The organism is Rothia sp. HMSC069C04, from assembly GCF_001812895.1.
GTDB lineage: Bacteria > Actinomycetota > Actinomycetes > Actinomycetales > Micrococcaceae > Rothia.
On record NZ_KV810719.1, the window covers coordinates 1 to 16,787 of the forward strand.

General features: G+C 56.5%; 14 protein-coding genes and 2 tRNA genes. 2 read left to right on the forward strand and 14 right to left on the reverse strand.

All coding sequences use genetic code 11. The features are described 5' to 3' along the window. Window positions 1-80: 80 nt before the first annotated feature. The gene (locus HMPREF2879_RS01250; RefSeq protein WP_005504421.1) at window positions 81-569 is read right to left on the reverse strand and encodes a hypothetical protein; all 489 of its coding nucleotides are present in this window, start codon (window positions 567-569) and stop codon (window positions 81-83) included. A 209-nt stretch (window positions 570-778) separates the two neighbouring features. Further along, a complete protein-coding gene (locus tag HMPREF2879_RS01255) occupies window positions 779-1,126 on the reverse strand; it encodes a DUF4190 domain-containing protein (protein ID WP_049340397.1) in 348 nt (115 codons plus the stop codon). 254 nt (window positions 1,127-1,380) lie between these two features. On the opposite strand from HMPREF2879_RS01255, the gene HMPREF2879_RS01260 reads away from it, so the two are divergent. After that, a tRNA-Ser gene (locus tag HMPREF2879_RS01260) sits at window positions 1,381-1,472 on the forward strand. A gap of 93 nt (window positions 1,473-1,565) precedes the next feature. On the opposite strand, the gene HMPREF2879_RS01265 is transcribed toward HMPREF2879_RS01260, so the two are convergent. The 9 genes from HMPREF2879_RS01265 to HMPREF2879_RS01305 all read right to left on the reverse strand — a co-directional run bounded on the left by HMPREF2879_RS01265 (window position 1,566) and on the right by HMPREF2879_RS01305 (window position 11,938). Further along, window positions 1,566-2,111 (reverse strand): SixA phosphatase family protein, encoded by a 546-nt coding sequence (locus tag HMPREF2879_RS01265; protein ID WP_049352305.1) that lies wholly within the window; start codon window positions 2,109-2,111, stop codon window positions 1,566-1,568. 151 nt (window positions 2,112-2,262) lie between these two features. Next, window positions 2,263-3,015, reverse strand: coding sequence for a winged helix-turn-helix domain-containing protein (locus HMPREF2879_RS01270; protein ID WP_005507582.1), 753 nt, complete (start codon window positions 3,013-3,015; stop codon window positions 2,263-2,265). 577 nt (window positions 3,016-3,592) lie between these two features. Continuing rightward, window positions 3,593-4,231 carry a uracil phosphoribosyltransferase gene (gene upp / locus HMPREF2879_RS01275; protein ID WP_005507583.1) on the reverse strand — a complete coding sequence of 213 codons (639 nt, stop codon included), beginning with the start codon at window positions 4,229-4,231 and terminating at the stop codon, window positions 3,593-3,595. Between the two features lie 205 nt (window positions 4,232-4,436). Beyond that, a tRNA-Ser gene (locus tag HMPREF2879_RS01280) sits at window positions 4,437-4,523 on the reverse strand. 166 nt (window positions 4,524-4,689) lie between these two features. Continuing rightward, window positions 4,690-5,310 (reverse strand): TetR/AcrR family transcriptional regulator, encoded by a 621-nt coding sequence (locus HMPREF2879_RS01285; protein ID WP_070634632.1) that lies wholly within the window; start codon window positions 5,308-5,310, stop codon window positions 4,690-4,692. A 78-nt stretch (window positions 5,311-5,388) separates the two neighbouring features. Beyond that, entirely contained in the window at window positions 5,389-7,995 is a 2,607-nt protein-coding gene (locus HMPREF2879_RS01290) for a YhgE/Pip domain-containing protein (protein ID WP_070634633.1), read from the reverse strand. Between the two features lie 2 nt (window positions 7,996-7,997). Next, the gene (locus HMPREF2879_RS01295) at window positions 7,998-8,909 is read right to left on the reverse strand and encodes an ATP-binding cassette domain-containing protein (RefSeq protein WP_070634634.1); all 912 of its coding nucleotides are present in this window, start codon (window positions 8,907-8,909) and stop codon (window positions 7,998-8,000) included. Window positions 8,910-9,209: 300 nt separating this feature from the next. Further along, window positions 9,210-9,737 (reverse strand): nucleoside deaminase, encoded by a 528-nt coding sequence (locus tag HMPREF2879_RS01300; protein WP_049352318.1) that lies wholly within the window; start codon window positions 9,735-9,737, stop codon window positions 9,210-9,212. Window positions 9,738-9,778: 41 nt separating this feature from the next. Then, window positions 9,779-11,938, reverse strand: a complete 2,160-nt coding sequence (locus tag HMPREF2879_RS01305) for a RecQ family ATP-dependent DNA helicase (protein WP_070634635.1) — start codon at window positions 11,936-11,938, stop codon at window positions 9,779-9,781. A gap of 338 nt (window positions 11,939-12,276) precedes the next feature. On the opposite strand from HMPREF2879_RS01305, the gene HMPREF2879_RS01315 reads away from it, so the two are divergent. Continuing rightward, the gene (locus tag HMPREF2879_RS01315) at window positions 12,277-12,933 is read left to right on the forward strand and encodes a DedA family protein (RefSeq protein WP_049349914.1); all 657 of its coding nucleotides are present in this window, start codon (window positions 12,277-12,279) and stop codon (window positions 12,931-12,933) included. 132 nt (window positions 12,934-13,065) lie between these two features. On the opposite strand, the gene HMPREF2879_RS01320 is transcribed toward HMPREF2879_RS01315, so the two are convergent. The 3 genes from HMPREF2879_RS01320 to HMPREF2879_RS01330 all read right to left on the reverse strand — a co-directional run bounded on the left by HMPREF2879_RS01320 (window position 13,066) and on the right by HMPREF2879_RS01330 (window position 16,763). Then, on the reverse strand, window positions 13,066-13,716 hold the full coding sequence (locus tag HMPREF2879_RS01320) for a phage holin family protein (RefSeq protein ID WP_070634636.1): 651 nt from the start codon (window positions 13,714-13,716) through the stop codon (window positions 13,066-13,068). A 406-nt stretch (window positions 13,717-14,122) separates the two neighbouring features. Beyond that, window positions 14,123-14,992, reverse strand: coding sequence for a multidrug ABC transporter permease (locus HMPREF2879_RS01325; protein ID WP_070634637.1), 870 nt, complete (start codon window positions 14,990-14,992; stop codon window positions 14,123-14,125). A gap of 91 nt (window positions 14,993-15,083) precedes the next feature. Continuing rightward, a complete protein-coding gene (locus tag HMPREF2879_RS01330; RefSeq protein ID WP_070634638.1) occupies window positions 15,084-16,763 on the reverse strand; it encodes an ABC transporter permease in 1,680 nt (559 codons plus the stop codon). Window positions 16,764-16,787 lie beyond the last annotated feature (24 nt).

Genomic DNA, 16,787 nt, shown 5'->3' on the forward strand with positions numbered 1-16,787 from the left:
TATTTATAGCGTCCAAGTTTCGGGGCGCAGTTCATACGAGAAACGGGGCTTTTATGTACCCTCTAGGAGGGCGAGACCTTTTAGAAGAGTGCCAAGGTGCTGACCAGCTCAGTAAAGTGGTTGGAAGAGGAAGAAGCAGCACCTGCCGCGCCGATAAGACCCAGCAGCAGGAAACCACCGATTACAACCAAGAATAGGCCACCAAAAGCTGCGTTAATCCAGCCCATGATGCGACCACCCGAAGCTGCAGTGCCAAAACGCTCAGCCTCATTAGCCTTCATAATGCCGATAACACCCATGATCAGCGAGGGCAGACCGAACAGCCACCAGCTAACAAAGAAGTTGCAGATCAGACCAATAATGCCGAGCACCATGGAGGTCTGACCAGCCTTCTCGCCAGCAAGCTGCTCGGGGGTCTTCTGAACAATGCCGACGGGCACCATCATGGGCTGACCGTACTGACCAGGCTGCTGGTACTGCTGCTGACCGTTCTGAGCGTTCTGCTCGTTCAGGTTGCCGTATTCCGGGTTGTAGTCGTAGGAGTTAGAGTCCTGCGGGTTCTGAGACATGTGGTCCCTCTTTCGTGTGAATGGTGTGTATTGAACCTTACTCACCCTAACCTATCGCTGAGGTGGGCACAAACGGATTCGTCATTCTGGAGCTATACGCACCATATATGCACTAATTAGAAAACTAATTAGGCACGCAAAAGCCCGCGTGCACACGGAGTACACGCGGGCTTCCTCAAATCATGAGGCTACTGCAGGTAGCTTCAATCTTACTGCTTTACAAAAATCTTCAGAGCGACCAGCAAAATAATACTGACGACACCCAGAACAGTACCGGCAATAGCCATACCGCGGTTCTTCAGCTCGGGGTTATTCATAGCCAGGCGGCCGGTCGCAATAGCTACAGCACCAAGGATGAAACCGAGGACAAAGAAGCTCACAATACCGCTCACCAGAGAGACAATCGACAGGGTCTTTGCCTTCTTCGCCTGAGCCTGCTGCTCAGGGGTCTGAACGGGCACACCGTAAGGAGCCTGCTGATTGAACTGAGGTGCCTGCTGGCTAAACTGGGGGTCCTGGTTGAACTGGGGCTGGGGGTTGTTGGGGTTTTCAGACATGATCTCTCATTTCGTTGAGTAAATAAGACACCTCTGGCAACGTTGCATGGAAAAATCACACGCCAGAGACGCCCTCTATTTATCGGTTGGACAGTAGCAGTCTATCGAAAATGTATATGAGCCTCAAAGCGCACAATCCATAATCCGCCCTATAAAGCAACACATACTCAGAGATATCCTCCAAAGCACGGGCCGAATTGACCAAGCGCAAAACAGCCTATATTCTTATAGGGATGCGCTCACGAGCGCACCGTGGAGACGTGCCAGAGCGGCCGAATGGACTTCACTGCTAATGAAGGGTCGGGGTTAAACTCGACCGGGGGTTCAAATCCCCCCGTCTCCGCCACAAAAAGCCCCGTACCGGTTGGTACGGGGCTTTTGCTTTACCCATCTCATTCAGGCACGAAGCCTAGAAGCTCTTGGGCTAGAAGTTTCAGGACTAGAAGCACTTGAAATCCACGAGGCGCGCATCCGCACCATCAAGCAGAGCCCACTCCCCCGGCACCTCAAATACCGCAATGGAAGAGGGCGGGAAACCGTAATACACATCCATGGACGCGTTCGGGTCAGAATCTGGGCTCATCAGACGCTGCGCGGCATCCTGCACGCCGGGCAGATGCGACACCACCATCAGAGAATGAACATTCTCCGAAACACTGTTAATGCGCGCAATAATGCGGGACGCAGACACCTCGTACAGCCCCTCATCCAGATGAGCGGTAGGCGCCTTCGCCCCCAAACCATCCGAAACCCAAGTCGTCGTCTGACGAGTACGCAAAGCCGACGACGACATAATCTGCTCCGGAATATAACCGCGAGCCGCCAGCCAGGCGCCAGCAGCGGCAGCCTGCTCATGGCCGCGCTTCGTCAGAGGACGATCAAAATCATTCAGACCCCAATCAGCCTCCGCATGGCGCATAATAATCAGACGCTTGACCCCGCTGCGGTGCGAGCCAGCTGCAGTGTTGGAAGAATTTTCAGCCATACACCCATTCTATCTAGAGGGCGCCGGAACGTGCCGCACGCCGCCACAGCACGCACACTAACACCCCCAGGCGGGCACAAGTAAACCCCGGCGCACCGGCATCACGCCAGCACACCGGGGTGCACTCTACAGAAGCTAAATTCTGTACACGCTAAATCGAGTATTCCGGAGCAGCCCAGACAACAACCTCGGGGTGCTCAAAGAAGCGGTAACCCTGACCGCGCACCGTACGCACGGTACCCGACAGGCGACCCAGCTTCGAACGCAGACGACGAATATGCACGTCAATCGTACGCTCATGCGGATGCTCGTCACCGGAGCTCCACAGCGCCTTCAGCAGCTCCTCACGACCCACGGTGCGGGAAGAATTCTCCACCAGATGTGCCAGCAGTTCGAATTCCTTGAAGGTCAGCATGAGCGGCTCACCATCCAGGAACACCTCGCGGCGTGCCAAATCAATCAGCACACCCGAAGAGTGGCTATTCGTGGTCTCTGCTTCGCGGGCGACATTCGCCTCCGGGTGCATGTACATTGCGGTCGGGTCGCCGAGCGCATTACGTACCACCTCAAGGTCGCTACCCTCAGCGTTCACCGGAGCCAACGCCACAGCGGCGTACGACTCCGACTCGGGAGCCAGGTGGTGTGCATAAGTGCGCAAATCCTGAACGATACGCACCAGGGAGGTGCCGTTCGCTGCAGCAAGTTCCTCGTTCAAACCAACATAGAGCACAAAGCCGCGTGCCTCATTTTCCTGAGCCTGCTTATGGGCAGGGTCACCGGCTGAGAAAGTCATCGGACGCAACGTTGCAGCCTGCGCAACGGGACGCTGAGGCTGCACGACCTGGCGCTTAGCGGCGCGGCCGCGCTGGGAGATGTGCACATATCCAGGTACAGCGCCTGACATGATTCAACCTTCTCTCAAAGTCTGTGTACGGGATCCCTGTCGTACGTAGTGTGGGGTGCGCCGGAAGTGACGCCGAGTCAAACAGTCCCCAATACCTGTTCGAGCTTCAATCCTCTTACTTAATATTTCTCCTATTTGACGGATAAATCAAGCGGATTCGGCATAGTGGATTCATCTTTATGGGCGAGAGGAGTACAATACCCCCTCTCGCGTTTTGGGGTTTCAGGGACTACCTGAAGCTTTCAGTATTTTTTCTCTTATAAATATTCATAGCTTCTTTTATTTACTGGTTTCACCCTGTATTTTCATGTGAAGCTGTGAATATGCTCAATATATTTTGAGCCCCTCAAAGCACTATAGTGTTCCTCATCACATATTATCAAGGGTGTTTCATAAACCCACACAAGCGCCCAACAACACCATAAACACCCAAGACAGCAGACCGTTAGACACACATCCCCCAACACCACACCATATGACCTGCACACGGCCTCCAGCAGACACAACAAAGCGCCCCCGCACATGCTTAAACATATGCAGAGGCGCCCCACTCACATCACGTGAATAACGCTGAAAACTACTCAGCCAGACCGTACAGGCGGTCACCGGCGTCACCCAGACCCGGAATAATGTACGCCTTCTCGTTCAGACGCTCATCACGAGCAGCCAGGAACAGGTCAACATTCTCCATACCCTCAATGCCCTTCTCCAGAGCAGCAATGCCCTCAGGAGCAGCAATCAGGCACACGCACGTCACAGACTCAGCACCACGCTCACGCAGGAACTTAATGGCCTCAATCAGAGTGCCACCGGTAGCCAGCATCGGGTCCAGCAGGTACACCTGACGACCAGTCAGGTCCTCCGGCAGACGCTCAGCATACGTCACAATATCCAGGGTCTCCTCATTACGAGCCATACCCAGGAAACCCACCTCAGCGGTCGGAACCAGACGGGTCATACCCTCCAGCATGCCCAGACCAGCACGCAGAATCGGAACAACCAGCGGCTTCGGATCAGCAATACGAACACCGGTAGTAGTCGCCACCGGAGTCACAACCTCAACCTCTTCCACACGAATCTCGCGAGTCGCCTCATAGGCAAGAAGGGTCACCAGCTCATCAACCAGCTGACGGAAAATCGGGGACGGAGTGTTCTTATCACGCAGAACACTAATCTTGTGAGAGACCAGCGGGTGGTCAAGAATCTTAATACGCATAATACGATTTTACCCACCCCCGAATCAGCAAGCACCGGCAAAGCCCCGGAAGTGGCACACACCCTATAAAACGAGGCGAATACCGCCGCGCAGAACCCACCAGCGCACCCACCAATGCACCCGCCAGCACCACCCCAGAACAATCCGAAACAATCCGGACATGCAAAAACCCGCCGAGACGAATCTCGACGGGTTTTCGTTGGTGCGGTGGTGGAGGGATTTGAACCCCCGTTGGCTTTTACACCAAACATCATTTCGAGTGATGCACCTTCGGCCGCTCGGACACACCACCAACAGTGGAAAACTATAGCACACCCCCAACAGGAGGGCAAGAATGAGCCTACATATCGTGCGCGTACGGCAGCCGGGTGTCGCCTCTTTCACGGCCCCTTTAACCGTGCCCTTTTCGACACCCGACACCGAAGTCCCGGCTACGTCTGCAGACCCAACAGGTCCGCCTAATGACGGATATACCCATCTACAACCAGCATGACAGCACGCGTTGCATCCTCAGCATTACGCTCCGCCTGATGCACTTCACGATCCATGGCAAGCATATAAATCGCGCCGAACATAGAGATCGCAATCGCACGAGGATTCTGAGCGGTATCAACCGTATAGCGGCGAGCCACAGCCTCCGTCATCTCCTCCAAATAATTCAGAAGATTCAGACGGTTATCGCTCATCGCCTCAGTCCAACCATCCGCACCCTTCCACGCCTCCGAAAGCCACATCCGAGTAAAACCCGGACGGTCCTCAAGATACTGGAACGCGGCACGAATAGCACTCCGCAACGCCTCACGCGGATCAGAATGAACCGACGCCGCGCGACGCGCATCGCTCAGCAGCAACTGCGTGCCGTACTGGACCAGCTGATCCACCATGGTCTTCTTAGAACCAAAGTTGTAATACACGGTTCCCTTAGAAACACCCGCCCGGGCAGCCACCTCTTCAACAGTGGCGTACTCAAGCCCCTTCTGGGTCATGATATCCATGGCAGCGTTGAACAACTTCAACTGAGTTTTACCAGTACGGCCGGGACGACGACTTGCAGCTTCAGCGACAGGGCGCTGCAACATCAGAAGTCCTCCCTCCCTTTTTGCAGATATACCTCTATTTTATTAGACAGTTTTCCCCGGTGCTAGCCGGCAGGGCGCCTAAACCTCAATCTCCGGTGCAAGCTTCTTCAACGACCACGTACGATCACGACGCGTGCCAATGTAACCCAACACCAAACCAGCCAAACCCCACAGGGTCAACACCAGCATGATGCCCCACAGGCTCGACTCATTAATGCCATACGCCAAACGACGCGTACCCGCCACCGCATAACTCATCGGGAAGAAATCATGCATCCAACGAATCGACTCAGGCAGAGTCTCATAGGGCATCGTGCCGCCCGCAGTAATCAGCTGCAGAATCAGAATGACCAAAGCAACCAGCTTGCCCGGAGCACCCAAGATCACCGTCAGACCATGAATGAAACCGGTAAAGACCAGAGCCACATAGCAGAGGAACAGCCACACCAGCCACGGATGAGCCATCTCAAAGCCCAAACCAAACTTAATCGCCGCGAACATCAGAGTCGCCTGAGCAATACCTACCAGTCCGAACGGCATCCAGCTACCGAGCATCACACGAATCGACGGAGCATGCGAAGCCAACGCACGGTTATTCATCACGCGCAGCGTCTGAACCAGCATCAGGCCACCAATCCACAGCGCCAAGCACATGAAGAACGGGCCCATGCCCTCACCATAGTTACGAGCCGACGCCAGCGACTCATGCGACAAAGTCACAGGGTTCGACATCGTATCCGCAACCTTCGCCTGTTCAGTCGGCGCAAGGCTCGGAACCTGCTTAGCGCCAGAAGCCAGACCGCTCTCCAACGACGAAGTGCCATCCTTCAACTCGGAAGCACCATCATTCAGCTGAGTAGAACCATCAGACAGCTTCGCCGTACCGTCAGAAAGCTGCGACGCACCATCCTTCAGCTCATTCGCGCCATCAGCCAGCTTCTGCTGACCCTCAACCGCAGACTGCTCCTTCTCCGCCAAAGTACCGCTACCATCCTTCAGCTCGGCAGTGCCGTTCTTCAAAGAATCAGTACCCTCCTTCAGCTCAGAAGCACCACCCGCCAGAGTCGCAGAACCACTCGCAAGGCTCGAAGCACCCGAAGCGATCTTGGAATTACCATCAGCCAGGGTCGCCGAACCCGACGCCAACGAGGACGCGCCAGCATCCACACGAGCGGCACCATCAGCCACCGACGAAGCGCCCTTGGCAAGCGAAGACGCACCGGAATCCAGCGAATCCACGCCAGCCACCAAAGTCTGAATCTTTGCCGCAGTCGACGACGTACCATCAGACACACAATGGCTCGACTTCAACGCACTCAACTTCGACAGGGCATCAGTAGCGGCAGCATCACGAGTAGCCAGATGCGACTGCAGAGCCTTCTGATTCAGCTCAGCAACCTCATTCTTCGTCTCCTCAGAATCAACAGCAGCGACCAGCTGATCAGCCTGCTCCTGAGTCAACGTACCCGCCTCAACCAGCGGAGTCACCTGAGCACGCACCTTCTGCGCACTCGCAGACACCACAGTATTCGACAAGTCACGACCAAAATCGCCGCTACCAGCAGAAGTATCCGTCTCATGCAGACGCATGCACATCGCGTTCAGCTCAGCCGGCAACTCACGAATACCAGCCTGATCCATGCCTTCACGCAACTGATGAATACCCGACGCCAAATCATTAGCGCCCTTCGCAACCGCCGCTGAACCGTCCTTCAAGCTCGCAGTACCCTCAGCCAGGGTCGCCGAACCGTCCTTTAGCTTCGACGCACCCTCAGAAGCAGACGCCGCCGCCGAAGCCAAGGTCGACGAACCATCCTTCAAGCTCGAGGCACCATCAGCAAGCTTCGCGGCGCCAGAATCCAGCTTCGCGGCGCCAGAATCCAAAGTTGAAACACCATCAGCAAGCTTCGCAGCGCCCTCAGCCAACTGCTTCTGACCATCCAACAACTGGGACTGGCCATCAGCCAGGGAGGAGGTGCCGTCCTTCAGCTTCACGGCGCCATCATTCACCGTGGCGGTGCCGTCCTTCAGCTGAGTGATAGCGTCAGCCAGCTTCACCGTACCGTTATTCACCTTCAACGCACCATCAGCAGCCTCACCCATCTTCGAATGAATAGTCGTGAAGCTAGCCAACAGCGAATTAGCCGTCGAATTACCGACCTTCTCAGCCACCGAATCACGCACCGCAGTGCCCGCCTTCGTGACAATATTCGTCAGCACATAGTTATTCGCGTCATTCGTAATGACCTCAATACCCGCCGAACGCGCATCAATAGGGCCCGTCTTACCGTCAGCATCAGGCTTAAACGAACCGGCACTCTGCAAATTACGCGAGAAATCCTTCGGAATCACCATCGCAAAGTCATAGGTGCCGTTCTCCACACCCTCGACAGCCTCAGTACGAGTCTGCACCTGGCGCCAATCAAACGTGCCAGCATCTAGAAGGCTCTTCTTCACGTCAGCACCGGTATTCACCTGCTGACCCTCAGAATCCGTCGCGCCCTCATCCTCAACCACCAGGGCACCCACAATGCCATTCACATGGCCGTAAGCATCCCAGTTGCCGTACAGGTACAGGGCACCGTACAGCAGCGGAATGCAGGACATCGCAAGGAGCACCAGAACCGGCAGAACACCGCTGGTCAGGCGCTTAAGCTCAACAAGAGCCACACGCAGAACAGTCATTCTTACTCCTTCTCAGCGGTCTTCTGGGCAACAGTCTTCTGGTTGCCGGTCTTCTGGTTATCAGTCTTATGGTCAGTGGTCTGAGCGGCTCCGGAAGTGCCGGATACCGCGGGGGTGAGGGAAATCGAAGAGGCCGAGGGGATTTCCTCCACCTCACGCACCTCAATCACGTCAATCACAGGCTCGGTCTGGGTTAGTTCCTCTGCCGCAGTCAGCTCTTCCGTCTCAGTCAGCTCTTCTGCAGGCTCCTCAGCCGGCTCAAACTCGCCGTCCTGATCCATGTGAACACTACCCACCACAGCACGGGCGCCCTGCCAGGACTCCGAAATATGCGGAACAATCGCCACCACAGTGCGAGGGCGATCCTCGTCAGTGGCAAGCTCCTCCAGGTAAGGAAGCCACATATAGGTGTGGTTCAAATGACGGGAGGGCGTATCAAAAACCAGCAGGTCCGAAGGACTCGCCTGCGCCAAAGCCGCCACCAGCTCAATGTTCATCTCACCATCAAGCTCATCCATCCACAGGCCGTCCAGGTCCTCAAGACCGCGTTCCTTCAGCCAGCGGCTCGCACGGGAACGACCAAAAACCGGCAGATTATAGGAGAGCATCTCCGACACATAATCGTGCACGCGCATATGCTGCTCAGGAGCAGTCACATCAGGAGAGTCCACCACGCTGCTGAGAGCACGCAGACGCTTCATCGAAATACGGCGAGGCTCATCATCGCCCTTGCTCCAGCTAATCGTTCCGCCGGACAGGGGAAGGCGACCAGTCAGCGCCAACGCGAGAGAGGTACGCTCCAACTGGCTATCCGCCTGAACGATAATGACTTCACCCTCGCCCACTGAGAAGGTGGTGCGGTCAAAAAGCGGAGTGTGGCGCCCTTTTGCCCAAATATTGTCAACGCTTAACACGGTTAGATCCCCTCAGAGAATGGATGGTTCGGGTGAGTTTCTGGGAGTCATCCGCGGGCACCACGCGGGGTGTAGAACGTCAGGCGCAGGCAGGCGGAGGCTCCAATGCCTATATATGGTAGACCCGGTTATGTGTGATGTGGTGGGCTTTTCATGAAAAAACATGGGTCATTTTTGAAATTTCTGAAGTATTTTTCAAATAAATGGGGTTTTTCGTACAAATAACGCGAAAAGCCACGCAATCTCTGCGTGGTTTTTCGCGTTATACAAACCATCTTTAGGGGTGAGGCCTAGGGCAGGTCAGGGGCGGCGTTCCTTAAAGAAGTCCACCATCAGCTGCGCACACTCATCAGCACACACACCCGCATACACCTCGGGAGCCGGAGCAACCCTGCCGTCACGCAGTACATCGTAACGACTGCCAGCAGCCCCCGTCTTCTCCTCCCAAGCTCCAAAAACCACCGTCGAAACGCGCGACGCCAGGATCGTGCCGGCGCACATCAGGCACGGCTCAACCGTCACCACGAGCGTGCACCCGTCCAGGCGCCACTGACCACGATGCGCCGCCGCCTGACGAATCGCGTTCACCTCCGCATGGGCGCTGGGGTCATGCTCCCGCTCGCGGGTATTACCCGCCGAACCAATAATGACGCCCTGCTCATCCACCACCACAGCACCGATAGGGATCTCGCCACGCTCACCCGCGGCGGCACCCTCGGCGAGGGCGCGGACCATCCACTCGCCGTGTTCGGGGCGAGCGGGAATATCGCTGAGCACAGCGGAAGAACCGTCTGTGACCGTCAATTTTGAATATTCCGAATATGACATACAACCTCGTCAGGGGAATAAATAAACACTAATGGGCGCAACTAGTGGGTGGCAGCCAAAGAGAAAGGATACACCGCAGAAGCACCCGCCAGCCGTAGCTCACGCGCCACAGCCGTGAACGCCCACCGCGAATCCACGACATCAGAAACCAACAGAACAGGGCACCGATGCTCATGCACATAGTCCAGAACTTCTGCAGGCACCCGGTACGAGCGCAGCACATCCGCACAGCGGAATGCGCTATTACCGCCAAAGAAACGCGGCTCCCCCACCAGAGACACCCGGCCCAAATCCACCAGACGACCCACCGACGCCAATCCCCTACCCAGGGACTGAGCCAAACGAGGACGCACCGGCGAAGGCAAAGTCAACACCGCCACCGGACGACCTGCCTCAGACCACTCCCAAGCGGCAAGCACCTTCACACAAGCGCGACCCAGCTCGGCAGGGACCTCAGAATCAACCGGCTCACCCAGCTCATTCGTCGCCAGAAGCTCACGCAGACGTGTACCGTACCCCATGTCGCTCAGACGTGCCAAAGCGTAACCGGATTCAGCCTGCTCGTCCTTAGACAAACGACCGCGCGGCGCATCCGCACCCATCAGCTGATCCAGCCCGCTCGGCCACATGCGGCGTGGTTGCAGGGGCACGCCCACCGTATTGAAGCTGCTCTGCGCCGCCTGCTGCGCCTCAGCAGGAACTTCAACCGGGTACCAGGGGCCCGCACACACATCGCAACGACCGCAAGCAGTCGCGGAATCATCATCAAGCTGCTGGGCTAGGAAAAGCATACGGCACTGACTAGTGCGTTCATACTCGAGCATGGCGTTCTGCTCCACCACACGCGCCTGCGCCACCGCCGCGTAACGGGCACTATCGTACTGCCACGGCGAAGAGGTTCGACGCCAATAGTTGCCTTCCTTCACGGCGGCACCCTCAACATCTAGCACCTTCAGCAGAAGCTCCAGGGTGGAGCGGCGCAACTGAACGCGCGCCTCCAACGCGGTAACGCTCAACCCCTCCGGGGAGTGGGCGAGGGCATCCAGCACCGCCAGCGCCTGCTCCTCATTGGGCATGGAGGCGGTCGCAAAATACTCCCAAATGGCGCGGTCTTCACGACCGGGCAGGAGCAGAACATCAGCGTTGACGGCACCTCGTCCGGCGCGGCCAATCTGCTGGTAGTAGCTCACCGCAGACGACGGCGCGCCCAGGTGCACGACAAAACCCAAATCAGGCTTATCAAAACCCATACCGAGGGCGCTCGTCGCCACAAGAGCCTTCACCCGGTTTTCCTTGAGCGCCTGCTCTGCAACCAGCCGCTCATCCGGGTCAGTTTTGCCGGTGTAGGCAAGCACCTCGTAGCCGCTGGCACGCAGAGCGTTTGCGGTATCTTCTGCCGCGGAGACAGTCAACATGTAGATAATGCCCGAACCGGGCAGGCTGTTCAGGTGCGTGAGCAGCCAACCGATGCGTTGCGCCTCATCAGGCAGGGTCAGAACACCCAGGCGCAAGGACTCGCGGGACAGCGGACCGCGCAACACATGTACAGGTGCGGTGGTATCAGTGCTGAGCTGTTCGGCGATATCGCGGCTAACACGGTCATTCGCGGTTGCGGTAGTCGCCAACACCGGCACACCCACCGGCAGAGACTTAATGAGCGAACCAATACGGCGGTAATCGGGGCGGAAGTCATGGCCCCAGTCAGAAATACAGTGCGCCTCATCAATGACGAGCAGGCCCAGGCGCGACAGCAGGTACGGTAGCCACTGCTCGCGGAACGCCGCGTTATTGAGGCGTTCGGGGCCCACTAGGAGTACGTCGAGCTCGTTAGCTTCGAGGCGGGTGCGGATTTCATCCCATTCGGTGACGTTCGCGGAGTTCACCATGGCGGCGCGCACTCCCGCGCGGGATGCCGCCTCGACCTGATCACGCATGAGGGAAAGCAGCGGGGAGACGATAAGCGCCGGGCCCATACCGCGGGCACGCAACAGCAGGGAAGAAATGAAATAGACTGCGGACTTACCCCAGCCGGTACGCTGCACGACGAGGGTGCGGGCGCGGTCGGCTACGAGGGCGCGAATCGCCTCGTACTGGCCGTCGTGGAACTCGGCATTAGCGACGCCGGTGAGGCGGCGCAACACTTCACGGGCTTCAGCATGCAGGAGATCGGCGGGGCTGGACGCTGGCTGTTCGGGGTTCATGGTTCTCTCCAACGGTGGATGGTTGGGTCAATCGCTACGCCGCGACGCGCCGTGCTCTCTTTCCATCATGTCACACCCCGGTATCGCCCGGCTCTGCGGATAGTCATTTCTTGAGGAAGCGTGCGAGCGCCGCGTCACCTCCGGCTGTTTAGCCGCGATGGTGGGGAGATTTACGCCTCGCTCACCCGTGCGTCCGGCGTAAATGCCGGTAGAATTGTGCCAGTAATACACAGCCTCCGCATAGTTTTGCACAATGTTCACCATAGGTACACTTTCTATGCTGGTGTTATTCCGCCGCCGATCCGTGCGTGCGGTCCACTCACAGTTCAGGATTTTTCATGACTTTTCTTGCCATCGCTTTGGCGCATCTTCCGGTTGCGCTCTTGGGCCTCGACCTTGAGCAGTTCCTGCTCGATACCGGCCCCTGGGTTCTGGTTGTTTCGGCAATTATCGTATTTATTGAGTCCGGTGTTCTTTTCCCGGTTCTTCCGGGTGACTCCCTGATTTTTGCTCTGGGTATGCTTCATGAGCAGATGGGCCTGTCCCTGTGGGTTGCTTTCCCGGTCCTGGTGCTGGTTGCTATTGCTGGCGCTGAGGTTGGCTACCAGATTGGTGCCCGTTACGGCCGTAAGATCTTCAAGGATGACGCGAAGATTCTGAGCACTAAGAACCTGCACACTACCGAGGAGTTCTTCCAGAAGCGCGGTAGTTTGGCTCTGGTTCTGGGTCGTTTCGTGCCGATTGTTCGTACTTTTGTGTCTCTTGCGGCTGGTATTTCTTCGTACGACCGTAAGAAGTTCCACCTGTGGAATGTTGTTGGCGCGGTTGCGTGGATTGGTTTGATTGGTCTGGCGGGTGTGCTGCTGGGCGGTATCCCGTTCGTGCATAACAACATTGAGTACATTGCTGTGATTATTGTGGCGGTTTCAGTGGTGCCGGTTATTATCGAGTACCTGCGTGGCCGTTCGAAGGCGAAGCAGGAATCTGCTGAGTAATACGTGAGTCCTTCTCGGTCGTTGAGCCGGGGATGAGAAAAGGTGGGGATACCGTTTGGTATCCCCACCTTTTTGCGTTCTCTCAAACCCGGTGGAGGTGATGCCCCGGAAGCCAGCTACACCTCCGCGAGGTTACTTTACGCCCATGCGTCGCAGGCCTCCACGCATTTGGATGTACCGCCCCACCTGCGGCTGGCAGAGAAGAACAATAATGAGGATGCGGCTGATGAAGTCAAAAGCTATCTTCGCGTAGAAGACGTGAAGGGTCATAAACGGGCCAAAAAACATAACCCTGGCCGCTTGCGTACTATAATCGTCGGTCAAAAAGACGTGATAAAAGAGAGCTACAACCACAATGTCCAGAAGCATGCGTAACGCACCCTCGATAATAATCACCACTCGCGCCCACTCATAGCCCTCATTGAGGTACCAGGCGCTGATCGTTCCTAGAACAATAGGGAGAACCATCGTAAGCCCCATCGTCATACCTGCAAACATGTAAACGCCCGTAAATTCTAGACCTACAAGAGGCTGTAGAGGATATGTGGACATGTACAGCATCAAGAATAGGGATACCGCCCAGATGGCAATGGGGGGCGACGGAAGAGTAATAGCGCGCTGAGTACCCGGCACACCATGCACGGGGCGGGCACCTACAGGAACCGGAAGCTGAGGCGCCACTGCGGCGGGTGCCGCGAAGTTCGGTGCCGGAAAGTTCGATCCTGCGGTATTAGGTTGAGGTGCCAGTGTGCCCGCGGAGGCACCGGAAGTATTGTTCAACATCGTCGTTCTTTCTCTCGTATGCTCGCACTATGGTGCGTAAGTCGGTGATTATTACCCTCGTTTAGGTCGATTTACTTAAAACATACCTAAAAGGGTTATTTGATGTAGTTAGCTGAGAGAATAATACTTTTTCAGTATAGAGTAAGTTCTTCGGGCCTTGTAGAGTTTTTATACGAAGCCTGGAACCTTTTAGGCAACTCAAAGGGTTTTACCAGCTAGAAGATTTCGATGTTTAACGCGAAAGGGTGGGGATACCGTTTGGTATCCCCACCCTTTCATGCTCTGAGCATTTTGGTGGTAGTGGTGTGCTCGGGAGTGCTGTCGCCGGATGCATTATCCTCTGCCGTGTTACTGTCTACCGCGCTACTAGGGCTAGCCTCGGAACTCCTGACGTTGGTGCCCCTTTCTATGTTCCCCATCCCGCACTACGGTGTGGCGGGCGAGGGTTGTTTTCCTTTGATGAGGTGCGTTCTCCATCCTCATCATCAGCGAAAAGCTCTCGAAGTTCCGCCGGCACCTGACCGGCAGCCTGTCTCGTCTCAGACATCATCTGCTGGCGTTCTAGCGCACGTGCCCCGCTAACGATTTGTGTGTACACCCTAATAGGAGCACGAGTCAGCAGCACAATCATCAGGAGGTAAAGAACAAGAGTAAAAATGCCGCTCGCGACACGCCCCAGGCTGGACGCCGCAGCCGCTCTAGAGCTTAACTCCGAGAAATTATCCGCAAGAATAAGCACACCGCTAGCAGCCGCGAGAGCGCAGTAGATGATGGTAAGAATGCGCGCCCACTCGCGGCCATCCCAGATCTTCCAGAGAATAAAAATCGGGATGGCGGAGATGATGAGGGTAACCACCAGGGCAGAGAAGAGAACACTCACCACCGTCTCAAAATCGATATATGACCCGCTTAGAATCGGCAGAAAATTACTCAGGGGCCCCAGCACGATAATGGCGGCAGCGCACCACATGACGCTACGCATAGCCTTCGGGCGCTCCGGAATTACCTGCTCGGAGGCGGCAGTGTAGCCGGTGGTCGCCTTCCGGTAGCCAGTAGTGGTTTGCTCGGGGGTGCTGGCGTGCTCGGAGGTGCTGCCGCCGGGCGCGTTATCCTCCGCCGCGCTAGTGTCTGCGACATTACCGGAAATTACGTTGCTGGAGACGGCATCGCCCTCTGCCGTGCTATTTTCAGCCTCGTCGGAGGGTAGCAGCACGCTGTACTCGGGAACCGTGTACTCCGGATCGTTCAACGGCTGCTTTGGGGTACGTTCTGACATCATTGTTCCTTTCTTCTCTTCGCACCTGCCTCGCGCGCTGTAGCACGGGGCAGGTGGCAAAGAGTCTCCCCATGGGGAGGGGCTTCCCGCCCTAGTTGAGGCGGTAGCCTTCCTCGGTGTACACGGAAGTATCCTTGTAGCCGCGCTGTTCGTTGCGGGAGTTCTTCCGCGCATCCGTACGGCGGGCCCTCTTGTACTGCTGAGCGACCGCTTCTTCAGCCCGTCGGTTAGCTTCCTTCTCTTCCCTGCGTGTCTGTTCTTCTTCCAGGTGAGTACGCGTTTCTGCATCCTGATGCGCAACAATCCAACCGTCACCGGCGTTCACCTGTTCACGTGCTTCTATCCATGCCAACCTCGCGGTAGCCATAAACGACCTGGTGGGACGGCTCATGAGCAGCACGACTATCAGCAGGTAGAAGGCCGTAAGAAAAGCTCCCATAATGTCACTCACCACGATGGAAACTACGTAGTCTCGGGGCCTTGAAGTCAACGACTCATCCGCCAGCCTGGAGAAATAATCAGCCGAGATGAAAGATTGCAAACTCATCGCCCCGATAAAAACCACAAAAGCACTACCGAAGAGGGTGAGGAAGTACGCCCATCTACGGCCCTTCCACAGTCGACGGAGGACGAAAATCGGTATGAGAGAGAAGATGAAGGTAGCAAATATGCCTGAAATGATGATGCCCGGCATATTTTCCATAACGCGGTCTGGCACTTCGTTATGGATAGATACATAGATACGTTGGATTGCGGACAGAATAATAATGGCTGTAGCGAGCCACATGACGCCGCGCAGCGTCTTCGGGCGGGGCGGGAGCACCACCTGAGGGGCGGCAGGCGCGGTGGAGGCGGCGGTCGCCTCCGCACCCTCGTGCGCTTCCTGTTGGGGCTTAGCCGACCCGCCAGACGTGCCTCCGAAGTTAGGCTTTACACCCGTCTTCTGGGCGCGCTGAATCTGCTGTATCTCAGCCAGCAGGCGGTTCTTCTCCACCGGATCATTCGAGAGCGCATAATCGGCAGAAAGCTCACGCAACAGCTGCTCGGTAGAGTCCTTGACCGGGCCTTCTTCCTTCTCAAGCTGACGAAGAACATCCTCACGGGTCGGCTCTTCCTCATCATCCGCCATGCTGTCCTTGATGATCTGCATCTGCTCCCGAATCGCCGCGGGGCTCGGGACCACGCCCACAGCCGGGCGAGTCAGCAAAAACAGGAGAACGGCGCTACCCGCCGTAATCACCCCGACCAGAGCCTGCGACACCATAGACGAAGCAGCGGCAGGATGCGACACCGGATCCAGTGCGGTAAACGCAGGGAAAAGCACCTGAGCCAGACCAAAGACACCCGCAAAAGAGAGCACACCGCTCAAGGAACACAGCAGAAGGTACAGCATCAGCAGGCGGCGCGGATTAACGTACCCTGACTTGGTATAGTCCAGAACGAACCAGAGGAACGGCACCACCAAGACAGCGTCAGACAGAACCTTCGGCAGGGCATAGCTAAGGAACGAGCCGATGTTCACACTCCGGCCCGCGGTAACGATAATCTGGTACGCATCCAGGAGGAAATACACCAGAATGAGCATCATCGCGATGGAATACGCTTTACCGAGAATCGCCATTCCCCGGTCGAATTGCTGCTCCTTATCGCCGACTATGCCGAGGTTTCTTTTCGCCTCTTCAAACGCCGCCCGCTCATCATATGTGCGCTTAGCAGCGCCGGGGGTAGTCTGCGATGTGGATTCGTGCGCAGGTTCGGAAGTAGGGTGCACGAGTCATCCTAACTGTGGTTGGGT